This is a genomic window from Bradyrhizobium sp. BTAi1 (assembly GCF_000015165.1).
GTDB lineage: Bacteria > Pseudomonadota > Alphaproteobacteria > Rhizobiales > Xanthobacteraceae > Bradyrhizobium > Bradyrhizobium denitrificans.
Genome location: NC_009485.1, coordinates 2,707,993 through 2,726,472 on the forward strand (window position 1 = coordinate 2,707,993; position 18,480 = coordinate 2,726,472).

An 18,480-nucleotide genomic window follows, 5' to 3' on the forward strand; every position below is an offset into this window, starting at 1 on the left:
GATCTGTCATGGGACGCGCCATGAGCTCGACTCCTCCTCCTGGATTTGCCGACGCCGTGCAAGGCGGCCATGCTCCGGTCCGATCCTTCGTGGGATCGGCAGCCGGAGCAGCGCCTGAACGGGGTGGGATGAGATCAACTGAGGTGACCGATCCTGCATCTCCAGGATTTGTCGACGAGATTGCGCGGCAGCTGGGATTGCCGCGCATCGCGCTGGCCGAGCTGTTGGCTGCGAAGCCGCTGGCGGAGCAGTTTTCACGGCGCTTTCTGCGCGAGACGATGGTCTTCCCGTTCCAATCCGCCGATCACAGGCCGTGTCTTGCCGTCGCGGATCCTCGCGACACTGCGACAGCGCGCGCGGCTGAACTGGTCTTCGGCGGCCCGATCGAGCTGGTGGTCGCCTCCGCCGAGGACATCGCGACAGCGCTCAATCGGCTGGCCGGCGATGATGAGGTCCCGGCTCGCACTGAGGCGGCGCAGCCGCAGCTGCGCGAAGACGACATCGAGAGCCTGCGCGACCTGGCCACCGGAGCTCCGGTGGTGCGGGCCGTCAACGACCTGTTCGAACAGGCGGTCGAGCTGCGCGCCAGCGATATCCATGTCGAGGCGATGCGCAGCGGTCTGTCGGTCCGGATGCGTGTCGACGGCTTGCTGAAGCCGGTTCCTGCGCCGTCGGGTGTGCTGCCCCAGGCGGTGATCTCGCGCATCAAGATTGTCGCCGGGCTGAACATCGCCGAACGGCGGCTGCCTCAGGACGGTGCCGCGCGGCTGCGCATCGGCCGTCTCGAGCTCGATGTGCGCGTCGCCGTGATGCCGACGCAGCATGGCGAGTCCGCCGTGATCCGGCTGCTGCCGAAGGAACGTGGGCTGCTGTCGGTCGAAAAGCTCGGCTTCGCCTCGCACGACGATCAAGCGCTCCGCCGCCTGCTGGCGCTGCCGCACGGCATGATCGTGATCTGCGGCCCGACGGGCAGCGGCAAGACCACGACGCTTGCGACCGCGTTGTCGATGCTCAACGAGCCGACGCGGAAGATCCTCACCATCGAGGATCCTGTTGAATACGAGATCCCGGGCATCAACCAGTCGCAGGTCAAGCCGGCCATCGGGTTGACCTTTGCCTCCGCGCTGCGGTCGTTCGTGCGGCAGGACCCGGACGTCATCATGGTCGGCGAGGTGCGCGACGGCGAGACCGCCCACGTGGCCGTTCATGCCGCGTTGACCGGCCATCTGGTGCTGACGACGCTGCATACCGAGAATGCCGCGGCGGCCGTGCCGCGGCTGCTCGATCTCGGCGTCGAGGATTTCCTGCTGCGCTCGACGCTGCGGGCCGTCATCGCGCAGCGGCTGGTCCGCAGACTCTGCGTGCGCTGCCGTGCGAAGCGGAGGCTGAGCGCCGAGAATCTCTGTGCGGATCCACGCTATGCCGCCCTCGGCTTCGAGGTCGGCGAGACCGTGTATGAGCCCGCAGGATGCGACAGCTGCGGCGGCTCCGGTTATCGCGGCCGGCTCGGCATCTTCGAAGTGCTCGAGCTCAACCCGGAGATCCGATCGCTGATCCAGGGGACGACCGATGCCGGCGTGATCGACCGTGCCGCCGTTCGTCAGGGCATGACGACGATGCTCGATGACGGGATCGCAAAGTGCCGGGCCGGCGTGACGTCGGTCGCGGAGATCTTGCGCGTGACAACGTTACGGTGAGCCGGTGAGCAGGTTCCGCTATCGCGCACTGACCGAGAACGGTGATGTCGTGCATGGCACGATCTCGGCGGCGACAGCCAAGGATGTGATCGATCGCATCGAGTATCTGCGGCTGCTCCCGATCGAGACGGTGGAGGAGAAGACCGCGAGCCCTGTCACCCGCGATATGCTGGCTTGGTTCGGCGGTCCGACCCAGGCCGATGTCACGACGTTCACGCGCGACCTGGCGCTGCTGCTGAAGGCCGGTGCGCGGCTTGAGGACTCCCTCGAATTGCTGGCCGGCGACGCCGACATCGGGCGGCTGCGTCCGATCGTCAACCGTCTGCGATCGAGCATTCTTGCCGGAGAAAGTCTTGCCGACGCGCTGGCGCATCATCCGTTACAGTTTCCCGCAATGTACCTGGCGCTGGTGCGGGTCGGCGAAGCCTCGGGAAGTCTCGATCACGTGCTCGAGGTCCTCGGCGCAGAGCGGGCGCGCGCGGACGCAATGCGGCGCAAGCTCAGCGATGCGATGCAGTACCCGCTGTTCGTGCTGGCCGCCGCCGCGCTGGTGATGCTGTTCTTCTTCCTGGTCGTGCTGCCCCAGTTCTCGGCCGTGCTGCGCGATTTCGGTGCCAAGACTGACACGACCATTACGACGTTTCTCGACATCTCCGATTTCGTGCGCGGCCATGGCGCCGCGCTTGCATCGGCGGCGGCCGCGATTGTCGCTGCGGGTGGTCTGCTGTTCGGCCGGGCCGGTGTCCGTGCCGCCCTGATCGCACAGCTCTGCCGCTTGCCGGGCCTCGCGAAAGTATTCGGGTCGTATCGTACGAGCGTGTTCTGCCGCAATCTGGCGATCCTGCTCGGCAGCGGCCTGACCTTGACCGCGACCTTGCGTATCCTGGTCGACATCATGTCGGCCATCGGCAATGGCGCGGAATGGGGCGCCGCGGCCGACCGCGTGCGTCACGGCGGCAAGCTGTCGGAGGCGCTGGCGGCGACGAGCATCCTGCCGGCCATGGCGACGCGGATGATCCGGATCGGTGAGGAGACCGGGCAGGTGCCGGTCCTGGCTGGCCGCATCGCCGAATTCTATGAGGCGAAGCTGCAGCGCAGCCTCGATCGCATCGTTGGCATTGTCGGTCCTGCGGCCATCATTCTCATCAGCACCGTCGTGGGTGGCCTCATCGTGTCGGTGATGTCCGCGCTGCTGTCGGTCACCCAACTCGTGGGCTAACAGGAATGGACCTTGAGATGAAGCACCCCGAGATCAACAGGACGCCCCGGCCGGCCGGGGCTGCGCGTCACGAGGATCAGCGCGGCTTCACGCTGGTCGAGATGCTGGTCGTCATCGCCATCATCGGAATGATCATGGGGCTGATCGGTCCGCGCGTGCTGTCATCGCTGAACGAATCCCGGGTCAAGACCGCGCGGATTCAGATCCAGAGTTTTTCGAGCGCGCTCGACCTGTTCTATCTCGACACCGGCCGCTATCCGACCACGTCGGAAGGTCTCGCCGCTTTGGTGCGGCCGGTCGCGACGATTCCGGGCTGGGCCGGGCCGTATCTCAAAGGCGGCAATGTCCCGAGCGATCCCTGGAGCCACGCCTACGTCTATCGCTCGCCCGGACAGCAGGTGCCGTACGAGATCCTGTCCTATGGGGCGGACGGGCAGGAGGGGGGCACGGATCTCGCCGCCGACATCTCCTCCTCGACCCCTGTGGGTGTGAGATAGCATGGTCGGCCGCCACGGCCGCGAGGCCGGCTTCACCCTGATCGAGGTGGTTTGCGTGCTCGCGATCGTCGCGCTGCTGGCGGCCGTGCTGCTGCCTGCGGTCTCCGGGCGAACCTCGCGGCCGCGTCTGGAAGCCTATGCGATCGAGGTCGCCGCGTTGCTGAAGGCCGACCGCAACGCCGCCATCCGGCGCGGCGGCGAGGTCACGACGCGGATCGATGCGCAGGCGCGCACGATCCGCTCCGGCACCAACGGACAGGTGGTGCGCCTGCCTGACGACGTGCGGTTCGAGACCGTGCTGCCGCGCAGTTGCGACGACCAGCCCGCGCGCCAGACCATCAGCTTCTTCGGCTCAGGCATGTCTTGTGGTGGTGTGATCACGCTCACGCATAACAATGCCGGCTACGACATTCGCGTCAACTGGCTGACGGGGAGGATCGACGTTGCATCGCATGCTGACCTTGCCAAGCGATAAAGCGAGTGCGGGATTTACCCTGCTTGAGACGCTGGTCGCGCTCGCGATCGTGGCGGTGTCGCTGGTCGCCATCGCTGCCCTGATGGGGTCTTCGGCGCGTGGCAGCCGCAAGCTGGAGCAGCATGTCGCGCTGGTGCAGGCCGGCTACAACGCGCTGTGGCTGGCTTTTCCGTCGCGTTTGCCGCCGCCATCCCGGGCGCAGTCCGGGGAGACGATGGCGCATGCCTGGCGCGCGCAAATGCAGCCCTTCGCGGTCGATCTCGGCGGGGCCGACAATGCGTCCGTCTGGCTGCCGCAGAAGATCCTGGTCCAGGTGCGATCGCCATCAGGCGCCACTATGGAGCTCGAGACGATCCGGCTGTTCCGAAGGCAGGCCGAGCGATGACCAGCAGAGCGGACCATCCACAAGCGGGTTTCACGCTGATCGAAGCTCTCGCGGCGATGGCGCTGATGGGGCTGCTCGTGTCGGCGCTGGCCGCGATCGCGTCACACTGGTTGCCGAACTGGAATCGTGGGCTCAATCGCATCCAGCGCAGCGAGTCCGTGAGCGTCGCACTCGACCGCATCAGCGCCGACATCGCTGCGTCTGAATTCATCAGGCCCGACGGTCAGACCAGGTCCGTCCTGTTCGACGGATCCGAGACGTCGGTCACCTTTGTCCGGATCTCGCTCGGACCGAGAGGAGGCCGCGGCCTCGACCTGGTTCGCGTCGCCGAAGCAGGCGAGGGCGATGGCGCCGTGGTGACGCGAAAGCGTGTAGCATTCGCGCCGGGCCGTTCATCAGACCACGCGTTCGTCGATCCGGTCGTGCTGCTGCAATCGCCCTACCGGGTGTCGTTCGCCTATACCGGCGCCGACCGGAGCTGGACGTCGTCGTGGCGCAACGCCGAGACGCTGCCGGTCGCGGTGCGGGTGACGGTGCGCAACGCAGCCGACCCGACTGCGCCGTCGATCTCGCGCATCGCAGTCATCCATGTTTCGGCACCGGCCGATAGCGTCTGTCGTCCCGCGGACAGCGGTTGCGAGCGGTCGGCGCTGGCGGCCGGCGCCACCGTCGGGCGCGCCGCCGCGCGAGCGGAGCCATGATCATGCGCTGGCTGCCAGAGCTCCCGATCACGGAACGTGATGATCGCGAAGGCGGCTTCGTCCTGGTGGCGGTGCTGTGGATCCTGATCTCACTGGCCGGACTGGCAGGGGCACTGTCGATGTATCTCGTCAGCTCGGCCCAGCGGCTGTCGCTCGATGATGCGCGCCTGCGATCGGCCGCTTTGGCTTCGGCAAGCCTGGAGCTTGCCGCCTACAAGCTCTCCCTCACGTCGAAATCACAACGGCCGTCCGCGGGGGCTTTTTCATTCCGGCTCGATCATGCGCAGGTGTCGGTCGTCTTCCAGTCGGAAGCGTCCCGCCTCGATCTCAATCACGCGTCGAAGCAGATGCTGGCCAACCTCTTCGGGGAGCTCGGTGCGTCCTCCGACAAGGCCGGCGCGTATGCCGAGCGGATCATCGGCTGGCGGACCCCGCTGAGCGAGACCGCTTCGGATGGCGAGCGCGACCTCTACCGGACAGCCGGCGTGGACTACATGCCGCGCAGTGCGCCGTTCGCCAGCAGTGAGGAGCTCCGGCTGGTGCTCGATCTGCCGCCGGCGCTGGTCGACAAGGCGATGCCCTTCGTGACCGTCTTCAACGGCCGGCGCGAGATCGATGCGCTGGAAGCTGCGCCCGAAGTGGTGGCCGCGCTGCCAGGGATGACGGAGGATCTGTTGAAGAGCTTCCTCGCGCAGCGCGCTGGCCTGCGCCGTGACGCTCGATCGCTTGCCTCCGTACTCGGACCGGCCCGGGCCGCGGCGACCTTGGACGTCGGTGATGCGGTCCGGGTGTTGATCACCATCGCCTTCGACGCCGGTCGCCGCTCCGCGGCCGAGGCCGTGATCCTGCTCGGCGAGGGCGATGATCCGTACCAGATCCTGGCCTGGCGCGACGATGCGGGATATCCCGCCATGCTCAGGCCGTCAGGAAAGGCGCTGTGATGAGGATGGCAACGCGCGTGCGCCATGAACTGGCGGCCTGGATCGGCTCTGTCGCGACGATCACCGTCGCCGTGATCGGCCGGCTCCATCTCAAGCCACCCGTCCAGTTGATCGAAACCGAGCGGAACGTCTTCGTGTTGCGGATGATCGCGCGACCCGGCCGATCGATCCTGCCGGACTGTCGCGTTCTTCTCTCGGATGGCGAAAGGAGCGTTCCGGTGCTTTCCACGAGTTGGCAGAATCTGCTGCGCGGCTGCCAGATCGAGATCGTGCTGAGGCCAGACCGCTTCCTGTGGAAGCCGCTGGATCTTCCCAGGCGGGCCGTCGAGTTTCTCGATGCCATGATCCGCTCGCAGCTCGATCGGCTGACGCCGTGGACAGCGCAAGAGGCGGTGTTCGGCAGCGCGGCTCCGGTCGAAATATCGGGCGACCGTATCCGGACCATGGTGATCGCCGCGCCAAGAACAAGGTTCGAGCCTCTCATTCGGCTCGCCGAATCCTGGCGAGCTGGATCGGTCGTCTTGTTTGCTGCGCCCGAGGCCGTCCAGACAGCCGACGCTGGCGAGCTCGGCGCGCGCAGCGCAACGAAGCTGACCGAGCAGCATCTGCGCGGGTCGCTTGACGTCGGACGCGTCAGTCGCATGCTGACGGCCGTCCTGACGGTTGCTGCGATCGCGGCGACGCTGTCTCTTGCGGCGGGGAGCATCGCCGGTGAGAAGCTCGAACAGCAGCAACGGCTGCTGTCGCGCAAGATCTCTGAGCGGCGCGCAGCGCTGCGTCTCGATCTGCAGGGCACCGACAGCGCCGCGTTGCGCGGTCTCCAGCATCGTAAGCAGGAGACCGCCGCCGACGTGCTGGCGCTGGATGCCCTGTCGCGGGTGCTTCCGGACAATACCTACGTGACCGAGCTGCGGATGGACAAGGACAAGCTGCAGATTGCGGGGACCAGCCAGGATGCGGCTGCGCTGGTCAGGCTGATCGAGCAGTCAGCCCACTTCAAGCATGCGACATTCTCGGCGCCGACGACACGTTCGGTCGATGGGACCGGGGAGCGTTTTCGCATCGAGGCCGACATCAAGCCGCATTTTGGACCTGGCACATGAGCAGCGCGAAACTCTTGACGAGCACTCCTGCACCACCTTCAGTCGCCGCCCTGGTCTATGCCGGCCTATTGCTTGTGTTGATCGCCGCGACGACGCTACCCATCAAGAGCGTGCTCGATCAGTGGGACGAGGTGGCCGCGCTGACCGGGACACTTCGGCTGCTGGACGCCCACAGCATGGTGCCGGCGCATCAGGATGGGGAGGGGGTTATTCGTAAAGGATCCGCCTTCCTCGAAGGCCCCACCGTCACGGTGGCCGGCGCTGTTCTGCTGCAACGCCTGGGTGACGTGGTCACTCGTCACAGCGGCAGCATGTCGTCGTCGCAGCTCGACGTTCAAGGTCCTCGCGCCAATGACGGTCATATCAGCGTCACCGCGAATCTCGAAGTTGCCGAGGTCGCCCTGCAATCCGTGCTTTACGAGCTGGAGGCTGGAATGCCATATCTGTTCGTCGACGAGCTGGTGGTTGAAGGCAATTCGTCCTTGGCGACATCCGGCGGCAAACTACGCGTCACGATCACGGTGTCCGGACAATGGCAGGGCCCGCAATGAGGCGTTTTCTCAAACTTTGCGTCGCTGCCTGCTGTAGCGCCGTTGCTGCGGCCTTGGCGTTCGGCATCGTCGGGTCGGCGGGGCACGATGTCACCGGCTCATTGTCCGCCGCGCCACCCGCACAGATGCGCGACGCACTCTCAACGTCGGGGATACAGGGGCGGAGCGGCAATCCACTGTGGGCCATTCCGCTCTCGCAGCTGTCGGAAACCCGGGAGCGGCCAATCTTCTCACCGTCGCGACGCCCTCCGCCGGCCGATGAGCCGCCGCCGGTCGTCGCTGCTGCACCGGTCGCCCAGGAGCCGAGCCCACTGGAGCGGCCGCAGCTCTCGCTGGTCGGGACTGTCGTCAACGGCGACAATGGTCTTGCCATCTTCCTTGATCCGGGCGGCGGGAGACCGCTGCGGATCAGGACCGGTGCGGACTATCAGGGCTGGACGCTGAGCCGGGTCGAGGCGCGGTCGGTCACGCTGCAGAAGGGCGACGACCTCGCAATTCTCCATTTCGCTTCGCCGTCCGGGCAACCGGTCAATTCGGTCGCTACGACTGTTGCTGATGTGCCGTCGACACAGACCGCTCCTCCGCTTGCGCAGGCGGGGCCGCCTTTTCTGTCGCCGGAGTCGCGGCTGCTCCGGATGCATCAGCGGCAGCGCTCGGGGCGCCGCCAGCTGTGAGCTATCAATGTTCGTGGATGCCGTAGCGGCTTGGGGCAGAACTCCGCACCGATGTCGATGTCCATGGACGTCGATTTGAACGGTGATCCCACGCGCCGTCAGCGCTTGCACAATCCGCTGGTGAGGACCCATCCCTTGTCGGTGAGAGCGGCGGACACGATGTCGAAATAGAGCCGCTTGTCAGGATCGTCCTCGGACACGAACGAGACCTGACATAGGAAGCGCCCGCTATCATCGCCCTTGTCGCATGTCGCCTCGACGATCTTCAACCCTTTGTCGTGGCGCACGCCGGATGACGGCGCTTCCTGCTCGTAGGCCTTCTGGATGATGTCGGTGGTTGGCGCGCCACAGGCCACGCCGGTGACGTTGCAAGCCCACGCGAGAACAACAGCAAGCAGCATCCTTGGGTCTCCTTGAAGCGGGTCATGACAGGTTGCCGATAGAGCAAGTCGGCATGCTGCGGCGAGCCTCGTGCGACTATGCGATACGAACTACGTAGACTGATTGTCGGTTTTATGTCGACCGTGTCCGTCCTGCGCACACGGCGCACGGAATATCATCTCGTTAGATCGATTCTTAAAGGCGGGATCGCGATTCTCACAAAACGAAAGAAAGCGTCACAAAGGAGACATCCGACATCCATAGCTCCAAGGAGGGAGGGTGCGAGCGCACCAATTGCTGACGGCTCGGGCGAGACGCTCGCAAGCCGCGTCGGTGCAGCCTGCATCGTGTCGCAAAGATCTTAATCTCGAGCCAAATGGGGATCAGGCATGTTAGTTGGGGGGCTGCACAAGCCAATGACAAGGATACTGACATCGGCAGCCGCGCTGCTGGCCGGATTGATCTTCGCCGGGGCAGCAGCATCCGCTCACGATCTGGCCGAGCCGACGGTGTTCAGGAGCAGGCATGGTGTCCTCGACCTGCTGATGATCGCCCGGGCCAAGCCGATCTCGACCATCACCTATGCTCCGCCTACCGGCTCGCCCATGAACCCGACCGGCTGGGTCTATGAGATCTGCCGGCGGCCCGCATCCGGCAATACCTGCCCGGCCGATGCCGCGGTGGCCGATTACGGCGGCGTGCGATTGGCCTTGCAGAAGGGCGACACGCTCAAGATCAGGCTGGTGAATCAGTTGCCGCAGCTCGACGCGGCCAAGGTCAATCACAATGCCGATCCCGGCCAGGCCAATCTGTTCCGTAACCCGACCAACCTGCATACTCACGGATTGATCGTCGAGCCGCGGGCGCCGACGCTGAAGGACCAGACCTTCGGCGACTACGTTTTCGTGCAGATCTTCAACTCGGCCAACGGGATGCCGGTGCCGCAGACGACCCATCAGCACGGCTCCAACAAGATGGACTATGCCGATTATCGGATCGATATTCCGTGGAATCACCCGTCGGGCCAGTTCTGGTTTCATCCGCACATTCACGGAATTTCGCTCAACCAGGTCTCGCAGGGTCTGGCGGGCATCATCTCGGTCGGCGAAGTCTCGGACTATGCGCATGGCGACGCGCGGGACACGCCGTTTCCCGACGCGAGCGTGCGCCATCTGATCCTGAAGGATCTTCAGGTCGCCCCCGGCGGACCGGTTCAGTTCGACAGCGGTCCGGCAAACGTCCAGCCGGGCGAGGTGATCAATCAGCAGGATCCCGGTTTCTGCGCCCAGTTTCCGGCGGACAGCTCCGAGGTGCGGGAAGGGTCCTGCCCAGGCGTTGATACCTCGGCCGATGGCGGCTCGAATTTCTCCGGCGGCAAATGGTTCTTCACCGTGAACGGCCGGACTTTCCCGAAGATCAAGGTGACCGATTCCGACGGCGAAGTCTGGCGGCTGACCAACGCGTCCGGAAGCCTGTCGTACAATCTCCAACTGACGGACGACGAAACGCAAAAGCCGATGATCATTCAGCTGATCTCGGTCGACGGCGTCAGCGTGAACCTGCCCCAGGACACGACCATGGACACCATGGTCCGTCTCGGCGGCGCTCGTTTCCGGGTCGTTCCCTGTCCGCCGCTGCCGACCTCGCGCTTCCACTCGAAGCCGGTTTGCGTCACCCAGATGGTCATGATGCCGAGCTCGCGGACCGAGGTGTTCGTTACCTATCGTGATCCGGCGACGGGCGCGATCGCCAGCCCGGGACGCTCTGCATCCGCGACCTTCAAGATGGCCGGACTGACGATGGGCAGCGGCGACCAGTGGCCGGCGGTCGATCTCGCCAAGGTGCACTTCCACCAGCACGGCTGGCGCAACCACATCGCCTATGGCCTCGACATCAGGGGTGATGCATTGGCCACGATGCAGCCATCGGGCATCCTTGATGCAAAAGTGCCGTATGCGAGCGCCGCGCCGCTGCGCGACGGGTGCCGCCCGCTGCCGCCGGGACATCGTCGCCGGATTTTCTTCGGCCTCGCGGATCTGACCGACGACGGCACGTTCGGTCTCGGCTATGAGGAAGTCGATCAGAACGGCAATCCGGTGCCCGGCACCCAGCTCCCGGTGAGTCAGTTCGATCCATCGCAGAACATCGTCTGTTTGCCGCTCGCAGCCGGACAGCGCCCGGTCCACGAGACCTGGGAGCTGGTGCAGCTCTCGACAGAGAACCACAACTTCCACATCCATCAGACACGGTTCAGAACCGTCAACAGCAAGGCGGGCGAGAACACACCGCTGTCGGTGGCCCTGAACAGGAGCATCGGCGGAGGCATGCTGCAGGACAATGTCCCGCTGGGCGTCGCGACGCCGAATGTTCCGGAGGTCATGGACGCCCAGAGCGGCGTCTGCAGCATCGAGCAGTGGCGGAGCGGCCAGTGCACGTCGAAGCCGGTGGTCGTCGATATTCCGTTCTCGCAGGTCGGCGAGTTCGTCTACCACTGTCACATCCTCGAGCATGAGGACGGAGGCATGATGGCCAAGATCAAGGTCGTGCCGTCGCCTTATGGCGGCAATGCCTGGGAGGCGATGAACCAGATGCCTTGGTAGTCGCAACGCTCTGCTCGTCGCTAGATCGATGCCGCATGCGCGGCATCGACGCGACGAATGCGCTGCGATGTCGTGACGGTGCGTAATCACCGCCGCCCGGGAAAAGACCGGCTTGCGACAGCGGCACGCTTCCGATGCGGCGTTCGTAGGCTGAACCGCATTTTTGAATCGATCCAAACTGCTGCAGGCTTGTTTGCATGCCTCTGAAAAGACAGGCCCGTGTGCGGCCAGCCGTGAAGCGCGGGCTTCGTGATACGGCGATGTAAAGCAACATTGTTATTCCCCGGCCGCTCCGGCAAATCGCCAATATCGATGCAGCAATTCGCCGCAATCGGACCACCTACTATGCTGGTGATGACAATCACAACGGTTCGCAGCTGGCCGGTGATGAGAGTCGGAAGGACGCGGTCAGATCGACGTCCAAGCGAGTACGTAATGAGTTTCGGTCCTCGTCCTGACTGATGTTGCAGGCGGGCGCGGAACGTTTGAGCAGAAGCAGGAGCCGCTTCGGCGCTTCTCGATCAGCCAACAGGGGTGGCGTCTCGGGAAGACGCGAGATCAGATCCGAGGGAGGACGTGACATGAATGCAGATTTGAGGTGGACGCGATGAGCGGTTGGCTGAAATGGACGGCGCCCGCTGCAGCCGTCATGTCGATCGCCGCGCCGGCCTACGCCATGCAGTACATGAGCGTCGAAGAGGCGCAGAAGGCCGCGTTTCCAGGAGCGAACTTCGCCGAGGTTCAAGCAGGGCGGGTGTGGAAGGCGAGCAATGGTGGCTACTTCTACTACGACCATGTCGTCGGCAAGCACCTGCTGATCGACTACACGGTCGCGATCGGACCCGACGGCAAGGTGCGTCGCGTCGAGATCTTGAACTATCGCGAGTCCTATGGCGGCGAGGTGCATGATCCCAACTGGCTCGGCCAGTTCGTTGGCAAGGGCAGCCAGAACGAGCTGCGCATCAACTCGGATATCCGGAACATCTCCGGCGCCACGCTGTCGTCGACCCACCTCACGGAAGGCGTGAAAAAAGTGTTGACCTATCATGCCAGCCATTTCCGCTAGTCTTCGGCGCGCCCGGGCTCTGCTTGGTACGTTCGTCGAGGTCGATATCGCCGACGCGCAGAGGGGCGATGCGGAGAACGCCGCGGAAGCGGCGTTCTCCGCCGTGGCCGATGTGCATCGGCTGATGAGCTTCCATGATCCTGACAGCGACGTGTCTCGTCTCAACCGCGAAGCATCGCGTTACGCCGTGATGGTGCATCCTTGGACCTACGCGGTGCTGCAGACGGCTCTGGACATGAGTCGTGATTCGGACGGCGCCTTTGATATTGGTGTTGCCGGTGTCGGGCCGCCGTCTGCCGGTGCGTCGTCGCAAGCATCTGGCGCGATCGAGCTGCTCGCCGACCACCATGTGCGCTTTCACCATGCCGGCCTCAGAATCGACCTCGGCGGAATCGCAAAGGGATTTGCCGTGGACTGCGCCATCGCGGCGTTGCGCGGGCGAGGGGTGCGCGCAGCGATGGTGAATGCAGGCGGAGACCTCGCGGTGCTGGGATCCGGCGTCCGCCTCGTCCACATTCGCGATCCTCGCGCGCCGGACCGGCTTCTGTGCGAGGTCGAAGTGAGCAATGGAGCGCTGGCATCGTCAGCGCGCCGCTTCGATCCGTTCCGATCGGCTGACACGACGGACACCGCGGTCGTCGACCCGGCGACAGGCCGGCCCGCGCAGCGCGTCCACGGCGCCACCGTCCGGGCTCCGACCTGCATGATCGCAGACGCGCTGACCAAGATCGTGATGATCTCTGGCGAAGGGACAGCGGCGCTCCTCACCCGATTCCAGGCGAGCGCGATGCTCGTTGCGGCAGGCGGCGACATTCTCACGACATCGGACTGGCAAGGAGATCTTCAACATGCGGCTTAAAGGCGCGTTTCGGTTTGCTCTCTATGCGATTTTCGGTCTGCTGTTCGTCAGCGGGGCGTTGTGGATCCTGGCTGATCAGATGAAGACCCGTTCGGAGCTGGACAGCGATGCCTGGCAGCAGGCCGCCGCCCTTCTGCTGAGCACGCATGGCGGAGCTGCCATGGTGACACTGATGTTGCTCGGCGCGCTCGGTCCGATGCATGTCCAGCGCGCTTGGCGCGCCCGCAAGAACCTGGCGACCGGCATCGTGAGTCTCGTGATGTATGGGCTGCTGATCGCGACGGCGTTCGGACTCTATTACGTCGGCTCCGAAGCGCTTCGGCCCTGGATCAGCCTCGTTCACATCGTCTTCGGGCTCGGCGTGCCCGCGGTCATCACCGCTCACATCCTCGTGGGCCGTGCCAGCGTTGCCATCGTGCCTCAGCCGATGCGGGGGCAGCGTGCCACCGCGGCCACGCTGGTGCCCTCCGATGCGCCAGCCGACGGCGATCTGGTGGGCGTGATGAGCAAAGTCGGCTGACGGCGCACGAGCCGGAGCTTGCGCCCCCGAGCGCGATCCGCGGTCTCGCGATGGGAAAGGCAGGGCGCAGGCAGCATTCGGAGGATGTGCTCAGAGACCGTTTGACGTACGGCGGACGGCGACGTCCGTCGGTGACGATGCGGCGTGCGCTTGGCTTGTTCAGCTTAAGAGGTTGCGAGATCGCGTGCAGCCTCCTTGGCTAGGTCACAGACGTCTATCGCCCTGGCCTCAGGTCACCCCGAGGACGATCGGCATGACGTTGAGGGAATTGAGCAGTCCTTGGCCGTGTGCCGCGGAGGTTCGCTGAAATTCTCTCAACAGAGTTGCAGATTTTTCGGAGGAGAAACCGCCGGTTCTGCGCGAACGTCCCTGGGCTGCGGTCCGGACTTTTGGAGGGTCTCGGCGCGGAACGAGCTCGGTGATTGGCCCGTCCACTTCTTGAAGGCCTTTCGAAAATTCGACGTGTCCGAAAATCCGACTCTTGCGCAGATCTGCTCGACAGGCAGCGTCGTCCTTTCGAGGTACTCGATCGCGAGTGTCTTTCTCATATCGTCGATGATCGATTGATAGGTGATGCCGTCCGCAGCCAGGCGCCGGTTCAGCGTCCGCAGCGACATGCCGATTTCAGAAGCGATTTCATCGATGGTCGCAAACCGACCGGGTTGCCTGACCAAGATCGTGCGGATCGACTCGGCCAATTCCGATGCTGGCCGCTGCTCGGACAGGACTTGTTCGCAGAAGCGCTCGCAGACCTTGGCAACCATCGGATTCGCGTTAGGCAGAGGCACGGACAAGGTGGACTCGGCCAGGTGCCACTCCATGGTGTCGGCTCCGAACTCAACAGGGCAGTTGAACATCCTGCCGTATTGGCGCCAATGCGGCGGTGCCGGATAGGGCAGCAACATGCGCAGCGAAGGAACCGGAGCCTCCAGGACGCGACTGAGAAAGGTGAGGTTCGAGCTGCGCCAGAACTCTGCGACAAATGGCAACATGTCACCCAGAGAGGCCGGATCGTGACTCCGTAGCTTGACGACGCCATCCTCGACGCGCGAAGTGATCTGTAGCATCGGACCTGCCTGGCGGAGGTGTCGGAAGCTTAGGTGCAGCGCATCGCCGAAGGTCTTGCTGCTGGCCAAGGCATATCCATAGATGCCGAAATCGCTGATGCGCTGCCTCGCGCCAGCCAAGAGTGCAACATCCGATCGCTTCGCGAGACGTCGCGCATTTCGGTAAATCGACAGTCGCTGCTCGCGCGTGATCAGCGCCGTATAGTCCTCGAAATGCTTCGGAAGAACGCCGGTGCCGCTGAGGACAGCGCGGGCCGGCACACCCTGGTTTTGTAACTCCTCGATCAGGGCCTTCAGGCCGAAGAGGCTGAGGCCGACGGTGTTTCGTTCGCCCAGTCGATTAAGGAAGTTCAGTTTCGGCATGATCGGCACGGGGCGCCCCCTCCAGAGTGGCACTCAATGACCCGCACATTGGCGTTAATTCACCTTGTCGCGGCAGGTCCTGGGTGGCGATGATAGCCAAAAGAAAAGCAGGTGCCTAGCGCCCAGGAGCCGCTTCCGTGTCGCGGCGATGCGCGTCGGTCTGCAGTCGAGGAACGCCCGGGAGCCAAGCATGAACATACGACATCGACTCATCGAGTCCGCCGGTAACCGGTGCGCCAAGCCCGAGGCCCCGGCGCGTTACCGGTTCGGTCGCCTCGCGATATCCATCGCGGATTGACCGCGACGACCATTCTGCGTTCTGGCCTCAGCGATTGAAAGCATACCATGGAACGAACAACATCCGATGGCGCTTCGCCCATCGAGCCGAACCCGCATACCGAATCCGCCAATCCGATTGTCGGCACGCAGATGGAGGGCGCGGTGGCGGTCCTCACGATGCAGTACCCGCCCCACAACCTCTTCGATCTCGCGCTGACGCGCGCGGTCATCGACGCGCTTGCTTGGGCGCGCGGGCAGGGAGCGCGCGCCGTCGTTCTCAACAGCGCCATGCGCCACTTTTCCGCGGGCGCCGATCTGAAAGCCATCGAGAACGGCCTGGGAGAGGACGGGGGACAGTTGCTCCTTGAGTTGCTGGGTGCATTCCGCGAGCACCCGGCGCCGATCATCGCCAGCGTTCATGGCGTGTGCGTCGGAGGTGGCCTGGAAATCGCGCTTGCGTGTGACTTCGTCATCGCTGCCGAATCCTCCAAGCTCGGTTGTGTGGAACCGATCGTCGGATTGCACCCGCTGATGGGGGCAATCCAGCGGATATCGCAGCGTGCGGGCGAATTGCGCGCGAAGGAAATGGCGATGTTTGGCCGGCGTTTCGACGCTCAGACCCTCGAACGCTGGAACATCATCAACCGCGTCGTGCCGGATGCGCGTCTGGCGTCAGCCACGATGGTTCTCGCCCGTGAATTGGCGGCGGGTCCAACCGTTGCACATGCCGCGACGAAAAAGCTGGCTGCCGTGGCAGCAAGTCAGGGTGTGGAGGCGGCGGACAAGGCGATGCTCGAAATACAGAAGGCCGTCTTCGCCTCCAGAGACTTCGCGAATGCCGTGGCCTCCTATCGAGAGCGCGGCCCAGGCTTTGCGATGTTCGAGGGGCGCTGACCATGCGAGGAACTCTTTCCGGCGTCAAAGTCGTGGACTTCTCCCGCGTCCTCGCGGGTCCTCACTGCGCGAAAACTCTGCTGGACCTCGGCGCGGACGTCATCAAAATCGAGCCACCGGCGACCGACTTCTCGCGGATGGCTTATCCCCGCAATGGGGAGACGTCGGGCTACTACGCGCAGCAGAACGCGGGCAAGCGCAACGTTTCGATCAATCTCAACGTTCCCGCAGCGCGTGAGATTGCTCTGCGCCTGTGCGATCAGGCGGACGTGATCGTCGAGAATTTCAGGCCAGGCACGATGGCCGCCTTCGGCCTGGACTATGAGAACATCCGCAAGCGCAATCCTCGCGTTGTCTATGCGTCCATTACCGGCTACGGCCAGCAAGGCGTGTGGAGCTCTCGCATGGCCTACGCGCCGACGGTGCATGCGGAGGCAGGCATCACGGCGAACACAGCCAACCAGTTCGGCAAGCCGAACGGATCGCTGCGGACGGACTCCCTTTCGCACGCCGACGTCTATTCGGGCCTTCACGGCGCCATTGCCATCCTCGCCGCGCTCAGGCACCGCGATCTCACGGGTGAGGGTCAGTACATCGACATCGCCATGGCCGCAGTGATGCTCTCGATCAACGAGCGCCTGCATTACGATCTGTCGGATGTCGAGCTCGGCGATGAGACCCCGGTGCTCGGAGCGACCGATTGCCCGTTCTTCGTCGGCCCCGGCGGAGAGACCTTTGTGAGCTCGATGAGCCTGGTCAGCAGTCTCTCCTTCCCGCTCTACCTGATCGCCATGCGCCGCCTCGATCTTATGACAGATCCGCGTTTTGCAACGCCGGAGCTCCGAAAGAAGAATCTCGAGGAGCTTCACGCGCTGGTTCAGGAGTGGATCTGGACCTTCTCCGACATGGCCACGCTCGACGCCCAGCTCGATCTTGCGAAGATCGCGACCGGTCAGGTGCGTCACGTGAAGGAGATTGCGTCCAGCGCCTGGGCTGCCGAGTGGTCCGCCATAGAGAGCGTGTCTGACCGGGTCGGTGGTGAATGGAAGCTGCCCGGACGTCCCTGGCATTTCAGCCAGACGAATGGCGACCGGTCGACGCCGAAGCTTCCTGCATTGCAGGGCGAGCACAACGACGAGGTACTGCTCGAGCTTGGCTTCAGCGCGGAAGAGATCGCGAAGCTTCGCGCCAGCAAGGCTCTCGTCCAGCCGAGCCGCCACGCGAACTGACGAACCGTCTCATGTGATCGGATGATCTGAAAATGCGTTGGTCGACATATGTATCTCCATCCGACAACAAGGATCGGGTGGGGCTGGTGGTGGGAGAGACGATCCATGGGCTCGCGCCCGGGCTCACCCTCATCGAGCTCTTGCGCATGGGGGGCGCGGCCCTTCAAGACTATGCTGCCGCTGCGATCGACAGGCCCAGCGAACTGATCGAGCTCAGTCGCGCGAGCCTGCGCGCCCCGGTGCCGACCCCGCCATCGATCCGGGACTTCATGGCGTTCGAGGCTCATGTGAAGACGTCCATGCGGGCCTTGAACCGAGAGCTGCATCCGGACTGGTATCAATTGCCCGTCTTCTATTTCACCAACCCGGTCTCTGCGCGTGGCGCACGTGAAGCTGTGAAGATTTCGCCGGGCTCTCAGGCGTTCGACTACGAGCTTGAAGTCGCCGCCATCATAGGCTCGCCCGGATCCGACATCGCGGTGGAGGATGCTCGCTCACATATCGCGGGTTTCTGCCTGATGGCGGATTGGAGCGCGCGGGACCTGCAGGCGCGGGAGATGCAAATGGGGCTCGGTCCGTCGAAGGGCAAGGACGGAGCGATGAGCTTCGGCCCGTTCATGGTTACGCCGGACGAACTTGAAGAGCGCATCGTGGGGCACAGCCACGATATGGCGCTTTCTGCCTTCGTAAACGATAAGCCCTATAGCAGCGGAAATCTCGCAGACATCTATTGGTCGTTTGCAGAGATGATCAGCTACGCCTCGCGAGGCACTCGTCTTGTTACGGGAGACGTGATCGGCTCTGGAACGGTGGGGACGGGATGTATCGTGGAACTGAGGACGACTTCCGGACCGGAGGCGTATCCGTGGCTCTCTGAAGGCGATCGGGTTCGGCTCTCGGCGGACATTCTGGGCTCCATAGACGTGCGCATCGAACGTGGAACGGAGCCGCTGCCCTTGCGGCGGTGAACACACTGCGC

19 protein-coding genes are annotated in these 18,480 nt (G+C 64.2%); 17 read left to right on the top strand and 2 right to left on the bottom strand.

Annotated features, from left to right (window positions below):
* Positions 1 to 20 precede the first annotated feature (20 nt).
* Genes BBTA_RS12165 through BBTA_RS12210 form a run of 10 tightly spaced genes read left to right on the top strand, consistent with a single transcriptional unit; the run spans position 21 to position 8,243 of the window.
* Positions 21 to 1,697 carry a GspE/PulE family protein gene (locus BBTA_RS12165; protein WP_041751403.1) on the top strand — a complete coding sequence of 559 codons (1,677 nt, stop codon included), beginning with the start codon at positions 21 to 23 and terminating at the stop codon, positions 1,695 to 1,697.
* 49 nt (positions 1,698 to 1,746) lie between these two features.
* Positions 1,747 to 2,916: a type II secretion system F family protein gene (locus BBTA_RS12170; protein WP_012042787.1), complete on the top strand. Its 1,170-nt coding sequence runs from the start codon at positions 1,747 to 1,749 to the stop codon at positions 2,914 to 2,916.
* A 17-nt stretch (positions 2,917 to 2,933) separates the two neighbouring features.
* Positions 2,934 to 3,413 carry a type II secretion system major pseudopilin GspG gene (gene gspG, locus BBTA_RS12175; protein ID WP_041750586.1) on the top strand — a complete coding sequence of 160 codons (480 nt, stop codon included), beginning with the start codon at positions 2,934 to 2,936 and terminating at the stop codon, positions 3,411 to 3,413.
* A 1-nt stretch (position 3,414) separates the two neighbouring features.
* A complete protein-coding gene (locus BBTA_RS12180; protein ID WP_041750587.1) occupies positions 3,415 to 3,888 on the top strand; it encodes a GspH/FimT family pseudopilin in 474 nt (157 codons plus the stop codon).
* Positions 3,866 to 4,273, top strand: a complete 408-nt coding sequence (locus tag BBTA_RS12185) for a prepilin-type N-terminal cleavage/methylation domain-containing protein (RefSeq protein WP_041750588.1) — start codon at positions 3,866 to 3,868, stop codon at positions 4,271 to 4,273. Before BBTA_RS12180 ends, BBTA_RS12185 begins: the two co-directional genes overlap by 23 nt.
* On the top strand, positions 4,270 to 4,974 hold the full coding sequence (locus tag BBTA_RS12190; protein WP_012042791.1) for a type II secretion system protein J: 705 nt from the start codon (positions 4,270 to 4,272) through the stop codon (positions 4,972 to 4,974). Before BBTA_RS12185 ends, BBTA_RS12190 begins: the two co-directional genes overlap by 4 nt.
* Entirely contained in the window at positions 4,971 to 5,915 is a 945-nt protein-coding gene (locus BBTA_RS12195) for a general secretion pathway protein GspK (RefSeq protein WP_012042792.1), read from the top strand. The genes BBTA_RS12190 and BBTA_RS12195 overlap by 4 nt, the downstream gene beginning before the upstream one ends.
* Positions 5,915 to 7,018 carry a PilN domain-containing protein gene (locus tag BBTA_RS12200; RefSeq protein WP_041750589.1) on the top strand — a complete coding sequence of 368 codons (1,104 nt, stop codon included), beginning with the start codon at positions 5,915 to 5,917 and terminating at the stop codon, positions 7,016 to 7,018. The genes BBTA_RS12195 and BBTA_RS12200 overlap by 1 nt, the downstream gene beginning before the upstream one ends.
* Complete coding sequence (gene gspM, locus BBTA_RS12205) at positions 7,015 to 7,569, top strand: type II secretion system protein GspM (RefSeq protein ID WP_012042794.1); 555 nt, start codon at positions 7,015 to 7,017, stop codon at positions 7,567 to 7,569. The genes BBTA_RS12200 and gspM overlap by 4 nt, the downstream gene beginning before the upstream one ends.
* Positions 7,566 to 8,243 carry a hypothetical protein gene (locus tag BBTA_RS12210; protein WP_012042795.1) on the top strand — a complete coding sequence of 226 codons (678 nt, stop codon included), beginning with the start codon at positions 7,566 to 7,568 and terminating at the stop codon, positions 8,241 to 8,243. The genes gspM and BBTA_RS12210 overlap by 4 nt, the downstream gene beginning before the upstream one ends.
* A gap of 98 nt (positions 8,244 to 8,341) precedes the next feature.
* Here the strand turns inward: BBTA_RS12210 and BBTA_RS12215 are convergent, their stop codons facing one another.
* Complete coding sequence (locus BBTA_RS12215) at positions 8,342 to 8,644, bottom strand: hypothetical protein (protein WP_012042796.1); 303 nt, start codon at positions 8,642 to 8,644, stop codon at positions 8,342 to 8,344.
* 585 nt (positions 8,645 to 9,229) lie between these two features.
* Here BBTA_RS12215 and BBTA_RS12220 point away from each other — a divergent pair.
* From BBTA_RS12220 to BBTA_RS12235, 4 genes are all read left to right on the top strand, one after another.
* A complete protein-coding gene (locus BBTA_RS12220) occupies positions 9,230 to 11,224 on the top strand; it encodes a multicopper oxidase domain-containing protein (protein ID WP_012042797.1) in 1,995 nt (664 codons plus the stop codon).
* A 607-nt stretch (positions 11,225 to 11,831) separates the two neighbouring features.
* Positions 11,832 to 12,290 (top strand): FMN-binding protein, encoded by a 459-nt coding sequence (locus BBTA_RS12225; protein WP_012042798.1) that lies wholly within the window; start codon positions 11,832 to 11,834, stop codon positions 12,288 to 12,290.
* On the top strand, positions 12,271 to 13,149 hold the full coding sequence (locus tag BBTA_RS12230) for an FAD:protein FMN transferase (RefSeq protein ID WP_012042799.1): 879 nt from the start codon (positions 12,271 to 12,273) through the stop codon (positions 13,147 to 13,149). The genes BBTA_RS12225 and BBTA_RS12230 overlap by 20 nt, the downstream gene beginning before the upstream one ends.
* Complete coding sequence (locus BBTA_RS12235) at positions 13,139 to 13,669, top strand: hypothetical protein (RefSeq protein ID WP_012042800.1); 531 nt, start codon at positions 13,139 to 13,141, stop codon at positions 13,667 to 13,669. Before BBTA_RS12230 ends, BBTA_RS12235 begins: the two co-directional genes overlap by 11 nt.
* A 314-nt stretch (positions 13,670 to 13,983) precedes the next feature.
* Here BBTA_RS12235 and BBTA_RS12240 read toward each other — a convergent pair whose 3' ends face one another.
* Entirely contained in the window at positions 13,984 to 15,099 is a 1,116-nt protein-coding gene (locus BBTA_RS12240) for an AraC family transcriptional regulator (RefSeq protein ID WP_041751404.1), read from the bottom strand.
* A 345-nt stretch (positions 15,100 to 15,444) separates the two neighbouring features.
* Here BBTA_RS12240 and BBTA_RS12245 point away from each other — a divergent pair, with 345 nt between their 5' ends.
* From BBTA_RS12245 to BBTA_RS12255, 3 genes are read left to right on the top strand one after another with little or no spacing between them, the layout of a single operon-like run.
* Positions 15,445 to 16,272, top strand: coding sequence for an enoyl-CoA hydratase/isomerase family protein (locus BBTA_RS12245; RefSeq protein ID WP_012042802.1), 828 nt, complete (start codon positions 15,445 to 15,447; stop codon positions 16,270 to 16,272).
* Between the two features lie 2 nt (positions 16,273 to 16,274).
* A complete protein-coding gene (locus tag BBTA_RS12250) occupies positions 16,275 to 17,501 on the top strand; it encodes a CaiB/BaiF CoA-transferase family protein (RefSeq protein WP_012042803.1) in 1,227 nt (408 codons plus the stop codon).
* Positions 17,502 to 17,533: 32 nt separating this feature from the next.
* Entirely contained in the window at positions 17,534 to 18,469 is a 936-nt protein-coding gene (locus BBTA_RS12255; RefSeq protein WP_012042804.1) for a fumarylacetoacetate hydrolase family protein, read from the top strand.
* Positions 18,470 to 18,480: the final 11 nt, after the last annotated feature.